The sequence below is a fragment of the Bradyrhizobium sp. SZCCHNR1043 genome (assembly GCF_032489675.1).
In the GTDB taxonomy this organism is placed as follows: domain Bacteria; phylum Pseudomonadota; class Alphaproteobacteria; order Rhizobiales; family Xanthobacteraceae; genus Bradyrhizobium.
The window spans coordinates 41,867-58,937 of record NZ_JAUEYN010000015.1; the positions used below are offsets into that span (position 1 = coordinate 41,867).

Genomic DNA, 17,071 nt, shown 5'->3' on the forward strand with positions numbered 1-17,071 from the left:
AAGCGCCTGCAGGACAGTCGTACGGAGAGTAAGTAACAGGCCGGCTCAGCCGGCACAGGCCGAAAGCGATGGGGCTCCCTTCGCCGCCACTGCCGCACGGGCCGTTTCGACGGCACGCATCAGTTCGGTCGGGCGGAACGGTTTCTGCAGGTAAACGACACGGGTCAGCTCGTCCGACATCGACGCGCCATCGAAGGCGGTCATGCCGGAGACTGCGACCACCGGCACGTCGGGAACCAGCGCGCGCATACTGCTGACCAGATCGAGCCCGTTGGAATCATCGAGATAGATGTCGACGATGACGGCATCGAACGCCTGGTCGCGGAACAACTGCAGTCCGGACGCAGCAGTTCCCGCTTCGACCACGTCGAACTGATTGACGCGCAGCACCATACAGATCATGGCGCGCACATCCTTCTGATCGTCGACCACCAGAATCCGTGGCATCAACTTCTCCAGAATTTTCCGTTGGACAACCTACAACCTAGAAGGAAATCGAACACAACTACCGGTATATTTATCCCATTGGGGTAAAGGTGCAGTTACTTTAACTATCGACTCATTCTACAGAACGTCGCGATCTGGTACCATACAACCTTTATTAGAAAATAGAAACTTTTCGCGCGCCAGTCACCGACTCCTTGTTTTTGCATGTTGGCTCCCGTTGCGCAGGATTCCCGGAGATGCAGAGCATCGAGGATCACCGCGAAGTCCTGCTGTCGACGTCCACCGCGACGCGCCGAGACCAGATCGCAGCACTCGCTGCGGTTGCGATCTCGACCTTGCTGTTTGCCGCCGCCGCTCCCTTTGCCAAGGTGGAGTTGCCGGCGGTGCCTGCGTTCGTCGCGAGCTACCAGTCGGCGCTGGCGCTGAACGATCTCATCACCGCGTTCCTGCTGTTCTCGCAGTTCGTGCTGCTGCGTTCGCGACCGCTGCTGTGGTTGGCCTCGGGTTACCTGTTCACCGCGCCGGCCTCGCTACTGCACACGCTGGTGTTCCCAGGCCTGTATTCTCAGACCGGCCTGCTCGATGCAGGTCCGCAGACCGCAGTCTGGATCTACATGATCTGGCACGGCGCGTTCCCCCTGTTCGTTCTGGCCTATGCGCTGCACGACCGTCGCCGTCCGACGCCCGTTGGGTCGGTTGCGCTGTCGCTCTCGGTCGCCGTGCTCGGCGTGGCGATTGCACTTGCGGCGCTCACCTGGGCGGTGATCGCCCATGATACGGCGCTGCCCGCGCTCGTCCGCGATGACGCTGCCACGCCGGCTTTGAAGGTCGTGGTCGGCGCCATCTGGTGCGTGACATCGGCTGCCCTGCTCGTCCTGGCGCTGCGCAGGCCGCACAGCATTCTCGACCTCTGGGTCATGGTGGTGCTGTGCGCCTGGCTGTTCGACCTCTCGCTCTCCTCGTTGCTCAACGCCGCCCGGTTCGACCTCGGCTACTACACGGGCCGCATCTATGGCTTGCTGGCCGCGAGCTTCGTACTCGGCGTCCTGCTCGCCGACAATGTCAGCCTGCAGGCGAGGCTCACGCGGCTGTTGCAGCAGCAGCGCCGGCAGAGCGAAAGCGAGCGGACACGCTTCATCGCGCGCGAGCGGCTGTTCAGCGCCGTCGTGGAATCCTCCAACGACGCCATCATCACGCTGACCCTGCAAGGCAAGATCACGTCCTGGAATCGCGCCGCCGAACACCTGTTCGGATACGGCGCAGACGAGGCGCTTGGCAACGACATCGGCCTGATCGTGCCCGCCGAACGGCGCAGCGAGGTCGATCGCATCCTGAGCCGGATCGGCGGCGGCGAGAAGATCGAGCATCACGAGACGATCCGCCGCCACAAGGACGGCCGCGAGATCGAAGTATCGCTCGGCGTGTCGCCGATCCTCGACGCGCATGGTTTGGTCATCGGCGCCTCGAAGGTGGCGCGCGACATCACCGAGAGCAAGCGCACCCGAACCGCCCTGACCCGTGAGACCGAGGAGCGCCGCCGCATCTTCGAGACCTCGCAGGACCTGATCCTGGTTGCCAACTCCTACGGACAATTGATGCAGGTCAGCCCGAGCGCGGTGGACGTGCTCGGCTACCGGCCGGAGGAGATGGTCGGCCGCAATGCCAGCGACTTCGTCTATCCGCCCGAGTTCGAGGCGGTCCGTAGCCAGATGCGCGCCTGCCGCCGCGGCCGCGACGTCCACAATTTCGAGGCGCAGCTGTTGCACAAGGAAGGCCGCGGCGTCGTCCTGAACTGGATGGCGAGCTGGTCGGACCCGGTGCAGCGCCACTTCTTCGTCGGCCGCGACCTCACCGAGAAGCGCGCCGCCGAGGCGCAATTCCGCCAGGCGCAGAAGATGGAGGCGGTCGGGCAGCTCACCGGCGGCGTCGCCCACGACTTCAACAACATCCTCACCGTCATCACCGGCAGCATCGGCATTCTTGCCGACGCCGTGTCCGACCGGCCGGAGCTCGCCTCCGTCGCCAAGCTGATCGACGACTCCGCCGACCGCGGCGCGCAGCTCACGCGGCAGTTGCTAGCCTTCGCCCGCAAGCAGCCGCTGCAGCCGACCGATCTCGACATCAATGCGCTGTTGAACGAGACCGCAGCCTTGCTGCGGCCGACGCTCGGCGCGCAGATCGAGATCGAGCGCATCCTCGGCGCCGATCCCTGCACCGCGCTCGCCGATCCGAACCAGCTCGCCACCGCGGTCATCAATCTCGCGCTCAATGCGCGTGATGCAATGCCGCAAGGCGGCAAGCTCATGCTGGAGACCGCGAACGTCACGCTCGACCAAGACTATGCCGACGCCCATAGCGAGGTCATCGTCGGTGACTACGTGATGATCGCCGTCAGCGACACCGGCTGTGGCATTCCGCCGGCCTATCTCGAGAAGGTGTTCGATCCGTTCTTCTCGACCAAGGGCACCGGCAAGGGCACGGGGCTCGGCCTCAGCATGGTATTCGGCTTCGTCAAGCAGTCGGGCGGCCACATCCAGATCTACAGCGAGGTCGGCCACGGCACCTCGATCAAGCTGTATCTGCCGCGCTCGGCGTCCGCTCCGGCGACCAGCGCGGGCTTGCAGGCGCCGGACGCGCGCGGCGGCAATGAGACGATCCTGATCGTGGAGGATGATCTGCTGGTACGCCAGCACGTGATCGCCCAGGTCGGCAGCCTCGGCTACACTACGCTGGCCGCCGCCAATGCCGCCGAGGCGCTCGACGTGCTGGAGCGCCATCCGGAGATCGACCTGCTGTTCACCGACGTCATCATGCCCGGCGCCATGAACGGCCGCCAGCTCGCCGACGCCGCACGGGTGCGGCGGCCGGCGCTGCGGACGTTGTTCACCTCGGGCTACACCGAGAACGCGATCGTTCACCACGGCCGACTCGACGCCGGCGTGCTGCTGCTGCCCAAGCCTTACCGCAAGCCGGAACTGGCCCGCATGATCCGCATTGCGCTGGAGGCGTGAGGCCGTAGCCCGGATGAGCGCAGCGATATCCGGGTTTCACCGAGACAGCGCGTGAGAGCCCGGATATCGCTGCGCTCATCCGGCTACGAGGACGCGCGGGTGTTGCATTGAGCCCTCGCGCCAGCCGCGCTATCCATCCAGCATCATCACCTGCCGCGAGGGCGACCGTGCAAAACCTCCTCACCGACATCGCGGGCGTACGCGTGGGCCATGCCCAGGACGCAGCGCTCGCGTCCGGCGTGACCGCGATCCTGTTCGATCAGCCGGCGGTGGCCGCGATCGACATCCGGGGCGGCGGACCCGGCGTGCGCGAGGATGCGCTGCTCGATCCTGCGAATACGGTGGAGCGGGTTGACGGCATCGCCCTGTCCGGCGGCTCGGCGTTCGGGCTGGAGGCCGCGAGCGGCGTCCAGGCCTGGCTGGCGGAACAGGGCCGCGGCTTTGCCGTGCGCGACGCGCTGATCCCGATCGTCCCCGGCGCGATCGTGTTCGACCTCTTGAACGGTGGCAACAAGGCCTGGGGCCGCTACGCGCCCTATCGCGAGCTCGGCTATGCGGCCGCAGCGGCCGCCGATACCAGCTTCGCGCTCGGCAGCGTCGGTGCCGGGCTCGGGGCCACCACGGCCAACCTGCAGGGCGGGCTCGGCTCGGCGGCGGCGACGACGACAGGTGGGATCAAGGTCGCTGCCATCGCGGTGGTCAATGCCGTCGGCAGCGTCACGGTCGGCGACGGCCCGTGGTTCTGGGCGGCGCCGTACGAGGTCGACGGCGAATTCGGCGGCCGCGGCCTGCCGGCCGCGTTCACGCCGGATATGCTGGCGATGCGCATCAAGGGCGGCCCGGCGGCGTCAGCCTCCGAGAACACGACCATCAGCCTCGTCGTGACCGACGCCGTCTTGACCAAGGCGCAGGCCAAGCGGCTCGCGATGATGGCGCAGACCGGCATGGCGCGCGCGATCTATCCGGTGCATCTGCCGCTCGACGGCGACATCGTGTTCGCGGCGGCGACTTGCGCCAAGCCGATCGAGCCGCTGGTCGAGCTGAGCGAGCTCGGCATGGTCGCGGCCAATGTGCTGGCCCGCGCGATCGCACGCGGCGTCTATCACGCGCGACCGCTGCCGTTCGCCGGCGCGATGCCGTCCTGGCAAGGCCGCTTCGGCGGCTGAGCCTAGGCGCTCACCGCGGTCGTGGAGGACGTCGAGGCCGACAGCATCTTCGACTGCCGCTGGATCAGCTTCTCGATCAGATTGTAGGACGACGTGGCGGCGTTCGAGGCGGTGGTGGCCGCCGGCGTCGTCAGCGTCACCTTGGAGCCGTCAGCATAGGTGATGGTGGTCGTCGTCGAGCCGTCGCTGTTGGTCGACGAGGAGCTCGACGCGCCCGACATTGCCTGCATCAGCGCGTCCGCCCCTGCGCCTGACGAATTGCCGGAGCTGCCAGCCTCCCCGGCTCCAGCACGATGATGATGACCACGGCGGCCGCGCGCGCCCTGCAGCGCCGATGTCAGTTCGTCCATGCTGACATTGCCGTCGCTGTTGCTGTCGAGCTTGCCGAACACCTTGTCGGCATTGGCGAGGTTGGTGCCGCCGGCGCCGAGCGCGGTCTCGAATTCGGACTTTGTGATCTTGCCGTCACCGTCGCCGTCGATCTGCGAGAACAGGTCCTGCAGCGGGCTGGTCGAGGCGTTCGCACCCGATGTGCCGGACTGGCTCTGCGCTGCGAGCAGCGCGTTCATCGTCTCCGGCGCGATCTGCCCCGAACTGATGCTGCCGGAGCTCGACCACGGGCTGAAATTGCCGGAGCTGCTCGAGCTGCCGCCGTTCAGACTGAACACGCCGCCGCCGGCATTGCCCGATTTTCCGGAACCGGACTTCGTCGACCCAAGCGACTGCAGGGCTTCCAGGGCCGATGAGGCGGCCCCCAATGCAAACCACATGGCGAAACTCCGAGGTGGCCGCAATGCGCGGCGAAACAACGTCGGATCTCTCCGTCGCAATCCCCGTGCCAGCGCCAAACCGCTGATATGTCCGGATATTTCGAGATGTTGCGGATGCCCAAACCCGGCAGTTCATGCCGCGCTCGGCAGATTTTTCCCGCTCGCGTTGCCGCAACCGCGCCCGCATGATACGGCGACAATCCCGATCGCACTGGAACAGCCGCCCATGACACAGTCCTTCACGCCGCGCCCGCTCGTCATTGCGCCGTCGATCCTGGCGTCGGATTTCTCCAAGCTCGGCGAGGAGGTGCGCGCCGTCGATGCCGCCGGCGCCGACTGGATCCATCTCGACGTCATGGACGGTCACTTCGTGCCGAACATCTCCTACGGGCCCGACGTCATCAAGGCGCTGCGCCCCCACACGACCAAGATCTTCGACGCGCATCTGATGATCACGCCGTGCGATCCCTATCTCGAAGCCTTCGCCAAGGCCGGCTGCGACCACATCACGGTGCATGCGGAGGCCGGTCCGCACTTGCATCGCTCACTGCAGGCGATCCGTGCGCTCGGCAAGAAGGCCGGCGTCTCGCTCAATCCCTCGACCCCGCTCAGCGTGATCGAATACGTGCTCGACCTCGTCGACCTCGTGCTGATCATGTCGGTCAATCCCGGCTTCGGCGGCCAGGCCTTCATTCCCTCGGCGATCGGCAAGATCCAGGATCTGCGCGCGATGACCGCGGGCCGGCCGATCGATATCGAGGTCGATGGCGGCGTCGGCCGCGACAATGCCGGCGCGCTGGCCGCGGCCGGCGCCAACGCCTTCGTCGCAGGATCTGCGGTGTTCAAGGGCGGCACGACGGAGGCCTACCGCAGCAACATCTCCGCGATCCGCAGCGCCGCCGCGTCGGCGCGCGGCGAAGCGATCTGAGGCACGCGGGGCGGGATGCACACGCTCACGCCGCGGCCGCTGACCAAGGCGGCCTTTGCTGATTTCGGCGACGTCGTCGAGACCGACGGCGGCCAACCCATCGAGATCAACCAGGGCTTCGCCCGCCGCTGCAACGGCCTCGCCGCGATCGACGTGACGTCGGGCGGCGCAGACGTGAACATCAGCCTGTTCGAGGCCAAGCCGCGGCCGCAACCGATCGAGATCAAGCTGATGGAGCGGCATCCGCTCGGCAGCCAGCTGTTCATGCCGCTGCAGGACCGGCCCTGGCTGGTGCTGGTCTGCGACGACCCGCGTGATCCCGCGAGCTACCATGCCTTCACGGCCAGCGGACGCCAGGGCGTCAATTACGCCCGCAACGTCTGGCACCATCCGCTGCTGGTGTTCGATGAGGCCTCGCGCTTCATGGTGGTCGACCGCATCAGCCCCGACAATCTCGAGGAGCTGTGGCTCGAGCAGCCGCTGTTTCTAAGCATCCCCTGAATGGTGGCGCGCGCAGGCTGATCCGTGCGCAGGAGAGACGACGATGGACAAGCCGAACTACTTCGTGCCGCAGGGCGGCCACCCGCCGCAGACCGACCTGCTCACCGGGCGCGCCGTGTTCACTGAAGCTTACGTGGTCATCCCCAAGGGCGTGATGCGCGACATCGTCACCTCGGCGCTGCCGTTCTGGGACAAGACGCGGACCTGGGTGATCGCGCGCCCCCTGTCGGGCTTCTCGGAGACGTTCTCGCAATACATCGTCGAGGTCTCGCCCGGCGGCGGCAGCGCCCAGCCCGAGCCGGATCCGGAGGCCGAGGGCGTGCTGTTCGTGGTCGGCGGCGAGATCCTGCTCACCATCGCCGGCAAAGAGCATCGCCTGGGCAATGGCGGCTACGCCTTCCTGCCGCCGTCCTGCAAATGGACGCTGCACAACGACAGCCGGGCGCCCGCGACCTTCCACTGGATCCGCAAGGCCTATGAGGCCGTCCCCGGCATCCCCGTGCCCGAGGCTTTCGTCACCAACGAGGCGACGATCGCCCCTGCCGCGATGCCGGAGACGCAGGGCCGCTGGGCCACCACGCGCTTCGTCGATCCGCTCGACGTCCGCCACGACATGCACGTCAACATCGTCACCTTCGAGCCCGGCGCCGTGATCCCGTTCCTGGAGACGCATGTGATGGAGCACGGGCTCTATGTGCTCGAGGGCAAGGCGGTCTACAAGCTCAACCGCGACTGGGTCGAGGTCGAGGCCGGCGACTTCATGTGGCTGCGCGCCTTCTGCCCGCAGGCCTGCTACGCCGGCGGCCCCGGCCGCTTCCGCTATCTGCTCTACAAGGACGCCAACCGGCACATGAAGCTGCGACCGTTCAGGTGAGAGGCGCGGTCGCGCAATCGGACCCGGACTTCGATCTCAACTCTAACGTCTCACGTCCCCGACACGACCTTCGCCGGCGCGTCGTCATCCTCCTCATCCACCTCGCGCACCACGTGGCGTGTGCGCACCACCGTGACGGTGCAGCCCGCCTCCGCGGCGACCTTCGCCGAGACGCTGCCGAGCAGTGAGCGCAGTACGGAATCGCGGCGGGCGCCGATGATGATGTGGTCGACCTGGTTGGCCTCGGCGAACTCGATGATGGCGGCGGCCGGATCGACGGCCTCCAGCACGTGCACCGTCAGCCGGCTGGCGTCGAGCTTGAGCGGCGTCGCCCAGTGCTTCAGCGCGACCATGCGGTCGATGTGCTTGTTGTTACCCTCCTCGTCCAGGGTGCGGTCGATGGTGAGGCGCCCGAGCTTCAGCACGTTGACGCAGGCGAGGCGCGCCGCGGGCAAGGTGGCGAGGATGCGCTGCGCGGTCAGGCGCAGCGCGCCGTTGAGCTCCTCGCCGCCTTCCACGGTGTCGATCGCGACCGCCACGATCGGGCTGGAGGCGATCTGCACCGCGACGTCGGATGATTTCTGTTCCGGCTGCACCAGGCCGCGGTTGAAGCGGCGGCGCCACACCGTGGTGATCGGATCGCGCGTCACCTTCGCCGAACGCGCCGTGAGCTTGACCTGGTCGGGATGGCCGAGATCGAAGGCGAGCTGCGCCGCGGTCGGATAGCGCCACACCGGCTCGATCTCCAGGCAGCGCAGCACGATCTCCTGCAGCCACGGTGGATAGTCCGGCTTCAATTGTCGCGGCGGATAGGGATCGCGCCAGAGACGCCGGCGCATGCCGCGCAGGGTCTCGCTCTCGCCGAACGGCCGCACGCCGGTGGTGAAGAAATAGAGCAGCACGCCGAGTGAAAAAATGTCGCTGCGCGGATCGCTGCGCGTCCCCATCATGCGCTCGGGCGCCATGTAGGGCGCGGTGCCGTAAGGCAGGCGGAATTCCTCCTGCAAGAGATCCGGCAGGTGCCTATGGCAGGACAGGCCGTAGTCGATCAGCACCGCCTCCCCTGACGGCCGGAACATGATGCTCGATGGCTTGATGTCGTGATGGATCACGTGCTGCCGGTGAATGTCGGCGAGCGCCGTCGCGATCTTCGCGACCAGCACCCGCGTCTCCTCGTAAGCCAGTGGCAGCTCGGGCAGCCGCTTGTACAGCGTCTCGCCCGGAATTTGCTCGATCACCACATAGGCCTGGGTGGCGAAATCGCCGGTGCCGAAACAGGCCGGCACGTGCGGTCCCGACAGTCTTGGCAGGATCATCTGCTCCATCTCGAAGCTGACGATCGCCGCGGGGTCCTCGCCCTCGGAGACGCGCGGCACCTTCATCAGGATCGGCCGGTCGATATCCGGACGGGTGACGCTCCACAACGTCGCCATGCCGCCGGAATGCACGCATTCGCCGACCGTGAAGCCGTCGATCACGACGCCCGGCTGAAGCTTTGACCTCGGCATGTTCTATCGCCCCATCGAGAGCCGCTGCGCCAGCCAGGGCGGCAGGCCGTTGTCGCGAATGCGCTGCGCCGCAGCTTCGACGTCATAGGGCACACGGCAATAGGTCAGCTCGCGGGTCTTGGTGTCGAAGGTCACGAACGACGCGGCAGGATCACCGTCGCGCGGCTGGCCGACCGAGCCGACCACGGCCAGCCATTGCCGGCCGCGCAAGAGCTGAATGGGCATGTTGGCGGTCGGGGTGAAGCTCGTCATCTTCGCGGTCGCGGACATCGAATACAGCGCGGGACGATGGATGTGGCCGCAGAACGTCACCTGCGCCTCGGTCGCGATCATGCTGCGGGCCGCGTCGGCCGACGACTGCACATAGCGCCAGCGCGGCGGGCTCGAGGCCTCCGCATGCACGAACAACCGGTCGTCGTCACCGATGCTCATCGGCAGCTCGGCGAGAAAGCGGCGCTGCTCGGCGCTGAGCCGGCCGCGCGTCCACTCCATCGCCGCCTGCGCCTCGGCATTCATGGTCTCACTCGCGACCGAGACCGCATTGTCATGATTGCCGCGCACCGCCAGCCCGCCACCGGCGACGATCTCCATGACGGTGTCGACCGACCATTCCGGATCGGCGCCATAGCCGACGATGTCGCCGAGACAGATGAGACGATCCGCGCCACGCGCACGCGCCGCCTCCAAGCAGGCCGCAAAGGCCTGCCGATTGGCATGGATGTCGGTCAAAATCGCCAGCAGCACCCGTTTCCTCCGGTTCTCAAGCTAGCGGCCGTGGTCGCACGAGACTTGAGGAACATCAAACAAGATAGGCGGAGAGATGCGGAATGTCAGCGTTGCAGGTCCCCTGCGATGCGCCGGTGCGGCTTTCTTCCCTGGGTAAAGCTGAAGCCCAGGAACTTGCGGTGGTTCGGTCTGGCGACCGCACCCTTGGCCCTGTTGACCTTGAGCTCGAGGCGCCGTGCCAGGAACGTCTCGATGCCCGCCATCATTCGCGCGCTCGCTTCACGCGGAGGATACGGCTGCAGCCGCCTACTGCTCGTCCTTCGGCGGCATGCGCGGCGGCAGCAGTGGTGTGAACGAGACGCCGTCGCCGGCGGTCTTGGCGGCCTTGAACTCGCCGGTGGAGGGATCGCCGCCGGCGGTCTCGATGATCGTCTTCGGCAGAATGTATTCGCGCGCGGCGTCGATGACCCCGCCGTCGCCGGTGCCGAAATCGGCGGCGCGGCCGCCCTGCGGATGGCCGGCCGCGATCTGGTCGGCGGCGTGCTGGGCCTTGTCGGCAAGTGTGTCGCTGTAGGGGATACGATAGGCGCGCGGCACGCCGCTCGGACGGTTGTCGTCGTCGAGCGCTTCGACCCACAGATAGACCGTGCCGGGATCGCCCTCGACGGAGTGCGGATCGACGATCCGCACCTGCAGCACCTTGAAGCTCCTCGGCAGCCGGTCGACGCTGGCCCAGCCGAGCAGGCCGCGGGCGCCGACGAAGCTGCCGACATAGAACGCGCTGGTGATGACCACGGCGACCGCCTTGGCCTGCCACGGCAGCCGGGCATAGACCAGCACCAGCAGCAGCAGCGCGCCGATCACCGCGTAGCACACGGACAGGGTGACGATGACGGTCTGCAGATTGCTCGTCATGGCCTGAGCATCCTGACGCCGGTCTTGGGATCGATATCGGCGCCGTTGCGCCAATTGCTGCGGAACGTCTCCAAGAGCGATTTCGGCCGGCGCTGCACGTCGATCACCTTGCCCTCGGCATTGAGCTTGAAGCGCAGCGCCGTCTTCTCGTCGCCGGAATGGTCGAGCACGACCTTGTCGTCGAAGATCACCTGCGCAGTCGGGTTGAGCTTCTGCACCTTCACGGTGGCCTCGACCGGCGCACCGCTGACGTTCTGGAAATGCGAGATGTTGACGGTGTATTCGCCGGCGACGATGCCTCTGACGGTGACGATCTCCTCGCGGATCGGCGACTGGATCTTCAGACCGTTGACCAGGATGAAATCGTTGGCGCCGCCGCGGTCGTCGCGGTCGAGCGTGAGGAAGCCGGCCTCGCGATGCCGATACCAGGCAATGTTGCCGACGGGATCCTGCACGAACAGGTCGAGATCATCAGGATGGTTGTCGGGCCAGTCCATCGTGATCAGGAATTCAGCCTTGCTGTCGACCTTGCCGTCCTTGGCGTCCGGCGAGATCGCGAGCACCGCGATGAAGAAGAAGAACGCGACGATCTGCAGCGCCTTGAACAGCATCACGCTGAACGGGTCGAACTGCTCCTCGCGCGGATAGAGTCCGAAATCGTCCATCATGCGACCTGCTCCGGCGCGCGATCCATCGCGCGCTCGAGCCGCGGCGTCACCCGCGTCTCCGTCAGCATGACGGCGTCCGAGAACATCCGTCCCGTCGCCGCATCCAGCATGTAGTACTGGATGCGCACCAGAATCGAGCCGACGAGCCCGGCGAGCGTCGTGTACATGGCAATCGCCATGCCGTCGCTCATCAGCCCCATCGACGATTTCATCGCCAGCTTATCGTTGACGTCGAGGCCGGCGATCGGCGCCAGCATGATGATGAAGCCGATGATGGTGCCGAGCAGGCCGAGCTTCATCAGCGTGTCGGAGGCGAAGCCACCGAAGCCGTTGGAGCCGCGCAGGCGGTCGGCCAAGGTGCGGAGTAGCAGCGTCTGGTCGAGCCGCCCTGCTCCTTGCGTTTGCGCCTTGGTGACGAGGCTGCGGATGTGGTTGGTGACGAGCCCCTTGGGGAGCAGTTGTGCATCAGGTTCGAGCGCGCGCGCCGCGTCGGGTCCGATCAGCACGGCGCGGCAGCGCCGCGCTGCATCCGCCTCGCGCGCGATCGCTCTGGTGCGCCAGAAGCAATGGCAGCACGTGGCGACGTAGAGCACGGCGATGACGCTGGAGATGTAGGTGCGGTCGGAGGCGACCATCAGGTGGAAATAGCCGTAGCGGGCGAGCACCACGGCGGCGAATATCGTGAGGCCGGTGAAGATCATCCAGAGCAGCAGCGGCCCGCGCTCGGCTGCGTCGCGCGCAGGTTCCACTCGTTCGGCACTGCTGACCACGCTCATGCATGAACTCCCGATGCGCGCCGTTTCGTTCGGCGCTTCGCAGAGGAGTTAAGCAGAGCGGCGGAACAGCGTCCAAAGACATCTGCCTCGAGGCTCTCGGGAAAATTTCCCAACCTGCCGCTTGCTGCAGTGCATTTGCTTGGCGGAGCACCATCCCATTATTACGCTGCGGCAAAAGCCGTGGAGAGGATCGCATGCGTCTCGTGCTCCAACTCATTGCGCGCCTCGCGCTGATCGTGCTGCTGTGTCTGGCCGCCGCGGCCGTATGGGTCACCGTCGACGCCTATCGCAGCGTCGATCGCGCCACCGCGGCCTCGGCCGACCGGGTCTCGCAGGCGCTGGAGGCGTTGTATTGGCGTGAGCTGCTGCTGCGCAGCAACCGGTCGCGGGAGCGGCTGCTGCCGCTGCCCGACTGGCGCACGACCGAGACCATGAAGCTGATCGCGCCCGGCATCTGCGTCCAGCTCAAGCCCGAGGCAGCGTTCGAGAAGCCGCTGTGCGGCCAGAGCAAGGGCCTCGGCGCCGCGCCGCCGCGCTGGTTCTCAGGCGCCGTGGAAGCCATCCTCGGCGATCACGCCGCGGTCGCGCAGCCGATCAGCGCGCGCGCCACGACAGCGGGAACCGTCTCGGCGATCGCCGATCCCGATTCGGCGATCCAGCTCGCCTGGCTGCGCATCCAGGACAGCTTTGGTGTGGCGCTGGCGATGGCGATCGCGATCGGCGTGCTGGCCTCGCTGGCGATCGCGCATGCGCTGGCGCCGGCGCGCAGCATCGTCCAGGCGCTGCAGCGGATGGCCGAGGGCGACCACCGCCCCGCGCTGCCGCGCTTCCGCTCGATGGAGCTCGCCATGATCGGCCGCGCCGTCGGCGAGCTCGGCGACCGGCTGGCGCAGGCCAACGAGCAGCGCGCCGCGCTGACCGAGCGCCTGCTCGACATCCGCGACGAGGAGCGGCGCGCGCTGGCGCGCGAGCTGCACGACGAGTTCGGGCAGAACCTCACGGCGATCCTCGCCTTTGCCTCGACGATCGAGAGCGCCGGCAGCGGCCGCAACGATCAGGTCGCCCAGGATGCACGGATGATTACGCAGTCCGTCAGCCATCTGATGGCGTGCCTGCGCGGCACGCTGAGCCGGCTGCGCCGTCCGCTCACCGAGGAGCTCGGCCTCGCCGCAGGCCTGATCGCGCTGACCGAGAACTATCAGCATGCCGCGCGGCCCGCGATCCGGCTCGACCTCCACGGCGACCTCGCCGACATCCAGGGCCCGGTCGCGGTCACGGCCTATCGCATGGCGCAGGAGTGCCTGACCAACGCCCTGCGCCACACCAGTGCGAGCGAGGTGTCGTTGCGGGTCGAGCGCCGTCAGGGTCCAGACAGTGCGCTCGTGATCTCGGTCGAGGACGACGGCGGCGGCGATGCGACCCTGCTGGCGCAATCGAGCGGCTTCGGCCTGACCGGAATCCGCGAGCGCATCGCCGCGGTCGGCGGCTCGCTGTCGATCGGACCGGCCGCGCGCGGGCTCAGCGTCTCCGCGACAATTCCACTGGCCGCCTGAGACAACCGGGATGCCCGAGCGCACAGGCATTTCGATCCTGCTGGTCGACGACCACCCGGTGGTCCGGCAAGGCTATCGCCGCGTGCTGGAGAGCCAGGACGGGTTTCGAGTCATCGCAGAGGCCGACAGCGCCGCGGCGGCCTATGCCGCGTTCAAGGCGCATGCGCCCGACGTGGTCGTGCTCGACATCTCAATGAAGGGCGCCAGCGGGCTGGAGGCGATCCGCAACATCCGCGCCCGCGACAATCGCGCCTGCATCCTCGTGTTCTCGATGCATGGCGAGGCGCCGCTGGTGAAGGCGGCGTTCGCCGCCGGCGCGAGCGGCTTCGTCACCAAGAGCAGCGAGCCGTCGGCGCTGGTCCGCGCCATCCGCATGGTCATCAACGGCGAGCGCGCGCTCAGCGACGACGTCGCCCACGTGCTGGCCGCTGACAGTCTTGATCCGCAGCAGACCGTGCTCGACCGGCTCGGCGAGCGTGAGATCGAAATCCTGCGCCAGTTCGCGTCGGGCCTGACCACCGAGCAGATCGCCGCCAACCTGCACCTCAGCGTCAAGACAGTGCAGAACTATCATTATCTGGTGAAGGCCAAGACGGGATTGCAGACGGATGCGCAGCTGGTGCGTCTGGCGGTGACCAGCGGGCTGACGAATCTGTAGGCTGCCGTAGGGTGGGCAAAGGCGCTGCCGTGCTGTCGCCGCATGCGAGCCAGCAATGGCGCCGTGCCCACCATCAAACTGATGAGTTCGCTGATCGACGGTGGGCGCGGCGCGCGCGATCTCGGCCCAAGCCGATGTCGTGCAACGCGCCTTTGCCCACCTACGAGCTGTGTGAACCCGCATGTCGCTGCGCTCATGCGGGCTAGGCGCGCCTAGCGCGCCTGAAGTCCACGGAGCAGCAGGGTCAGCACGGCATCGACCCGGGCCTGACAGGTGCACTCGCCCCACTCGTCGGCATGGGCGGGATGGTGAAAACTTCTCGTCGCGTCGAAGATCGCCGCGGCCGCGGTCTTGGGATCAGTGACGTGGAACGTCCCCTGCGCGACCCCCTCCGCGATCATGCCCTCGACCTGGGCGATCAGGTGCTGCTTGTGCGCCTTGACCACCGAACACGCCTCGCGCGCCAGGGTGAGATAGGTCGCGAACATCTCCGGATCTTCACAGACCCGCTTCTGCTTGGCGCCGAACAGCTCGCGCAGCCAGCGCTCCAGCTTCGCCGGCGCGGGTCCCGGCTCGGCCGCGATCTGCGCCAGCGGCGCGCTGACCCGCTCGAGCCAGCGCCTGGCAACCGCCTCGCGCAGCGACGCCTTGCTGGGGAAGTGACGATAGACGGAGCCGTGGCTGACATCGAGCGCTCTCGCGACGTCGACGACCGTCGCTTTGGCGAGCCCGTAACGGCGCAACACGTCCTCGGTGACTTCGAGGATGCGCTCGGATGTCAGAACCACGGCCTCATTCATGCGTGCACCATATCGGTGTCGGACGTATGCGCCTTGATCTGGATCGTCTCGGCCCGATCGGCGGACGACGGCGCGCGGAATTTGGCTGCCTGGGTCTCCAGGTGACGCGCGACCTGGTGATTCAGCCAGTCCTGAAATTGTGAGTGCAACAATCGCTTTTCAATCTTCATCGAAGCGGTCCTTCGCAGTTGAAACCGCTGAACCCATGGTCAGACAGTGCAAGTTGATCTTCAGCATGACAGCGGCAGAGACATACACCATCGCGCTGACAGATTTCAATATCTGTCAGCGCGATTTTTTTGAACGGTATCATAATCCACCTCGATCGCACCGGCCGAGCGGAAAGACCGCCGTTTGTGTCGATCCGGCCGCTCTGGTAAAGCGCGGCGTAAAATGCTGGCGCGGACGCCCGGTCCCGCCCACCTTCCCTCCCGCCTCGGAGCGCCGTCGATGATCCCCCGCTATACCCGTCCCGAAATGGCCTCGATCTGGGAGCCGCAGACCCGGTTCAAGATCTGGTTCGAGATCGAGGCGCATGCGGCGGACGCGCTGGCGCAGCTCGGCGTGATCCCGAAGGACGCGGCCAAGACGATCTGGGCCAAGGCCAAGGACGCCACCTTCGACGTCGCCCGCATCGACGAGATCGAGCGCGAGACCAAGCACGACGTCATCGCCTTCCTGACCCATCTCGCCGAGATCGTCGGCCCCGAGGCGCGCTTCGTGCACCAGGGCATGACGTCATCGGACGTGCTCGACACCTGCCTCAACGTCCAGCTCACCCGCGCTGCCGACCTGCTGCTCGCCGATCTCGACCGCGTGCTGGCGGCGCTGAAGACGCGCGCCTTCGAGCACAAGATGACGCCGACCATCGGCCGCTCGCACGGCATCCATGCCGAGCCGGTGACGTTCGGCCTCAAGCTCGCTTATGCCTATGCGGAATTCTCCCGCGCGCGCGAGCGCCTGGTCGCCGCTCGGAAGGAGGTCGCGACCTGCGCGATTTCCGGCGCCGTCGGCACCTTCGCCCAGATCGATCCGCGGGTGGAGGAGCACGTCGCCAGGGCGATGGGCCTGTCGCCCGAGCCGATCTCCACCCAGGTGATTCCGCGTGACCGCCACGCGATGTTCTTTGCCACCCTCGGCGTGATCGCCTCCTCGGTCGAACGCTTTGCGACCGAAGTCCGCCACCTGCAGCGCACCGAGGTGCTGGAAGCCGAGGAATTCTTCTCGGAGGGACAGAAGGGCTCCTCCGCAATGCCGCACAAGCGCAACCCGGTGCTGTCGGAAAACCTCACCGGCCTCGCCCGCATGGTGCGCGCCTATGTGACGCCGGCGATGGAGAACGTCGTGCTCTGGCACGAGCGCGACATCTCGCACTCCTCGGTCGAGCGCATGATCGGTCCCGACGCCACCGTGACGCTCGACTTCGCGCTGGTGCGCCTCGCCGGCCTGGTCGAGAAGCTGCTGGTCTATCCCGCCAACATGGAAAAGAACCTCGACCGCCTCGGCGGCCTCGTGCACTCGCAGCGCGTGCTGATCGCGCTGACCCAGAAGGGGGCGAGCCGCGAGGACTCCTACAAGCTGGTCCAGCGCAACGCGATGCCGGTATGGCGCGGCGAAGGCGACTTCCGCACCCTGCTCAAGGCGGACGCCGAGGTGAAGAAGTATCTCACCGACGCCGAGATCGACGAGCAATTCGACCTCGGCTACCACCTCAAGCACGTCGACACGATCTTCCGGCGCGTGTTCGGCAGCGCCGAGTGACGGCGCGCG

18 protein-coding genes are annotated in these 17,071 nt (G+C 66.8%); 8 read left to right on the plus strand and 10 right to left on the minus strand.

Annotated features, from left to right (window positions below; genetic code table 11):
• Positions 1-45 precede the first annotated feature (45 nt).
• Positions 46-447, minus strand: a complete 402-nt coding sequence (locus QX039_RS25230) for a response regulator (protein ID WP_315737406.1) — start codon at positions 445-447, stop codon at positions 46-48.
• 236 nt (positions 448-683) lie between these two features.
• Here QX039_RS25230 and QX039_RS25235 point away from each other — a divergent pair, with 236 nt between their 5' ends.
• Together QX039_RS25235 and QX039_RS25240 are read left to right on the plus strand one after the other, a co-directional pair.
• The gene (locus tag QX039_RS25235; RefSeq protein ID WP_315737405.1) at positions 684-3,458 is read left to right on the plus strand and encodes a PAS domain S-box protein; all 2,775 of its coding nucleotides are present in this window, start codon (positions 684-686) and stop codon (positions 3,456-3,458) included.
• Between the two features lie 167 nt (positions 3,459-3,625).
• Positions 3,626-4,624, plus strand: coding sequence for a P1 family peptidase (locus QX039_RS25240; RefSeq protein ID WP_315737404.1), 999 nt, complete (start codon positions 3,626-3,628; stop codon positions 4,622-4,624).
• A gap of 2 nt (positions 4,625-4,626) precedes the next feature.
• Here the strand turns inward: QX039_RS25240 and QX039_RS25245 are convergent, their stop codons facing one another.
• Entirely contained in the window at positions 4,627-5,394 is a 768-nt protein-coding gene (locus QX039_RS25245) for an EF-hand domain-containing protein (RefSeq protein WP_315737403.1), read from the minus strand.
• A gap of 226 nt (positions 5,395-5,620) precedes the next feature.
• On the opposite strand from QX039_RS25245, the gene rpe reads away from it, so the two are divergent.
• Genes rpe through QX039_RS25260 form a run of 3 tightly spaced genes read left to right on the plus strand, consistent with a single transcriptional unit; the run spans position 5,621 to position 7,697 of the window.
• Complete coding sequence (gene rpe / locus QX039_RS25250) at positions 5,621-6,322, plus strand: ribulose-phosphate 3-epimerase (protein ID WP_315737402.1); 702 nt, start codon at positions 5,621-5,623, stop codon at positions 6,320-6,322.
• Positions 6,323-6,337: 15 nt separating this feature from the next.
• The gene (locus tag QX039_RS25255) at positions 6,338-6,823 is read left to right on the plus strand and encodes an ureidoglycolate lyase (RefSeq protein ID WP_315737401.1); all 486 of its coding nucleotides are present in this window, start codon (positions 6,338-6,340) and stop codon (positions 6,821-6,823) included.
• 43 nt (positions 6,824-6,866) lie between these two features.
• The gene (locus QX039_RS25260; RefSeq protein ID WP_315737400.1) at positions 6,867-7,697 is read left to right on the plus strand and encodes a bifunctional allantoicase/(S)-ureidoglycine aminohydrolase; all 831 of its coding nucleotides are present in this window, start codon (positions 6,867-6,869) and stop codon (positions 7,695-7,697) included.
• A 50-nt stretch (positions 7,698-7,747) separates the two neighbouring features.
• Here the strand turns inward: QX039_RS25260 and QX039_RS25265 are convergent, their stop codons facing one another.
• From QX039_RS25265 to QX039_RS25290, 6 genes are all read right to left on the minus strand, one after another.
• Positions 7,748-9,205 carry a bifunctional serine/threonine-protein kinase/universal stress protein gene (locus tag QX039_RS25265; RefSeq protein ID WP_315771073.1) on the minus strand — a complete coding sequence of 486 codons (1,458 nt, stop codon included), beginning with the start codon at positions 9,203-9,205 and terminating at the stop codon, positions 7,748-7,750.
• 3 nt (positions 9,206-9,208) lie between these two features.
• Positions 9,209-9,949, minus strand: coding sequence for a metallophosphoesterase family protein (locus QX039_RS25270; RefSeq protein WP_315737398.1), 741 nt, complete (start codon positions 9,947-9,949; stop codon positions 9,209-9,211).
• 86 nt (positions 9,950-10,035) lie between these two features.
• Positions 10,036-10,197 carry a hypothetical protein gene (locus QX039_RS25275; RefSeq protein ID WP_315771070.1) on the minus strand — a complete coding sequence of 54 codons (162 nt, stop codon included), beginning with the start codon at positions 10,195-10,197 and terminating at the stop codon, positions 10,036-10,038.
• A 40-nt stretch (positions 10,198-10,237) separates the two neighbouring features.
• The gene (locus QX039_RS25280; RefSeq protein WP_315771068.1) at positions 10,238-10,846 is read right to left on the minus strand and encodes a hypothetical protein; all 609 of its coding nucleotides are present in this window, start codon (positions 10,844-10,846) and stop codon (positions 10,238-10,240) included.
• Positions 10,843-11,514, minus strand: coding sequence for a hypothetical protein (locus QX039_RS25285; RefSeq protein WP_315771066.1), 672 nt, complete (start codon positions 11,512-11,514; stop codon positions 10,843-10,845). Before QX039_RS25285 ends, QX039_RS25280 begins: the two co-directional genes overlap by 4 nt.
• Entirely contained in the window at positions 11,511-12,290 is a 780-nt protein-coding gene (locus QX039_RS25290) for a MotA/TolQ/ExbB proton channel family protein (RefSeq protein ID WP_315737395.1), read from the minus strand. The genes QX039_RS25285 and QX039_RS25290 overlap by 4 nt, the downstream gene beginning before the upstream one ends.
• Before the next feature lie 194 nt (positions 12,291-12,484).
• Between QX039_RS25290 and QX039_RS25295 the strand changes: the two genes are divergently transcribed.
• Positions 12,485-13,843 carry a histidine kinase gene (locus QX039_RS25295; RefSeq protein WP_315771065.1) on the plus strand — a complete coding sequence of 453 codons (1,359 nt, stop codon included), beginning with the start codon at positions 12,485-12,487 and terminating at the stop codon, positions 13,841-13,843.
• A gap of 10 nt (positions 13,844-13,853) precedes the next feature.
• A complete protein-coding gene (locus QX039_RS25300; protein ID WP_315771064.1) occupies positions 13,854-14,501 on the plus strand; it encodes a response regulator transcription factor in 648 nt (215 codons plus the stop codon).
• Between the two features lie 212 nt (positions 14,502-14,713).
• Here QX039_RS25300 and QX039_RS25305 read toward each other — a convergent pair whose 3' ends face one another.
• Together QX039_RS25305 and QX039_RS25310 are read right to left on the minus strand one after the other, a co-directional pair.
• Positions 14,714-15,301: a TetR family transcriptional regulator gene (locus QX039_RS25305; RefSeq protein ID WP_315737392.1), complete on the minus strand. Its 588-nt coding sequence runs from the start codon at positions 15,299-15,301 to the stop codon at positions 14,714-14,716.
• Complete coding sequence (locus QX039_RS25310) at positions 15,298-15,471, minus strand: hypothetical protein (protein WP_315737391.1); 174 nt, start codon at positions 15,469-15,471, stop codon at positions 15,298-15,300. The genes QX039_RS25305 and QX039_RS25310 overlap by 4 nt, the downstream gene beginning before the upstream one ends.
• Positions 15,472-15,751: 280 nt before the next feature.
• On the opposite strand from QX039_RS25310, the gene purB reads away from it, so the two are divergent.
• Positions 15,752-17,062 (plus strand): adenylosuccinate lyase, encoded by a 1,311-nt coding sequence (purB, locus tag QX039_RS25315; RefSeq protein WP_315771063.1) that lies wholly within the window; start codon positions 15,752-15,754, stop codon positions 17,060-17,062.
• Positions 17,063-17,071: the final 9 nt, after the last annotated feature.

Bases quoted from the DNA above. Each gene is read 5' to 3' on its own strand.
- QX039_RS25255 (WP_315737401.1), top strand. From the start codon at position 6,338: ATGCACACGCTCACGCCGCGGCCGCTGACCAAGGCGGCCTTTGCTGAT.
- QX039_RS25260 (WP_315737400.1), top strand. From the start codon at position 6,867: ATGGACAAGCCGAACTACTTCGTGCCGCAGGGCGGCCACCCGCCGCAG.
- QX039_RS25295 (WP_315771065.1), top strand. From the start codon at position 12,485: ATGCGTCTCGTGCTCCAACTCATTGCGCGCCTCGCGCTGATCGTGCTG.
- QX039_RS25230 (WP_315737406.1), bottom strand. From the start codon at position 447: ATGCCACGGATTCTGGTGGTCGACGATCAGAAGGATGTGCGCGCCATG.
- QX039_RS25305 (WP_315737392.1), bottom strand. From the start codon at position 15,301: ATGAATGAGGCCGTGGTTCTGACATCCGAGCGCATCCTCGAAGTCACC.
- rpe (WP_315737402.1), top strand. From the start codon at position 5,621: ATGACACAGTCCTTCACGCCGCGCCCGCTCGTCATTGCGCCGTCGATC.
- QX039_RS25290 (WP_315737395.1), bottom strand. From the start codon at position 12,290: ATGAGCGTGGTCAGCAGTGCCGAACGAGTGGAACCTGCGCGCGACGCA.
- purB (WP_315771063.1), top strand. From the start codon at position 15,752: ATGATCCCCCGCTATACCCGTCCCGAAATGGCCTCGATCTGGGAGCCG.
- QX039_RS25235 (WP_315737405.1), top strand. From the start codon at position 684: ATGCAGAGCATCGAGGATCACCGCGAAGTCCTGCTGTCGACGTCCACC.
- QX039_RS25275 (WP_315771070.1), bottom strand. From the start codon at position 10,197: ATGATGGCGGGCATCGAGACGTTCCTGGCACGGCGCCTCGAGCTCAAG.
- QX039_RS25245 (WP_315737403.1), bottom strand. From the start codon at position 5,394: ATGTGGTTTGCATTGGGGGCCGCCTCATCGGCCCTGGAAGCCCTGCAG.
- QX039_RS25285 (WP_315771066.1), bottom strand. From the start codon at position 11,514: ATGATGGACGATTTCGGACTCTATCCGCGCGAGGAGCAGTTCGACCCG.
- QX039_RS25265 (WP_315771073.1), bottom strand. From the start codon at position 9,205: ATGCCGAGGTCAAAGCTTCAGCCGGGCGTCGTGATCGACGGCTTCACG.
- QX039_RS25310 (WP_315737391.1), bottom strand. From the start codon at position 15,471: ATGAAGATTGAAAAGCGATTGTTGCACTCACAATTTCAGGACTGGCTG.
- QX039_RS25280 (WP_315771068.1), bottom strand. From the start codon at position 10,846: ATGACGAGCAATCTGCAGACCGTCATCGTCACCCTGTCCGTGTGCTAC.
- QX039_RS25300 (WP_315771064.1), top strand. From the start codon at position 13,854: ATGCCCGAGCGCACAGGCATTTCGATCCTGCTGGTCGACGACCACCCG.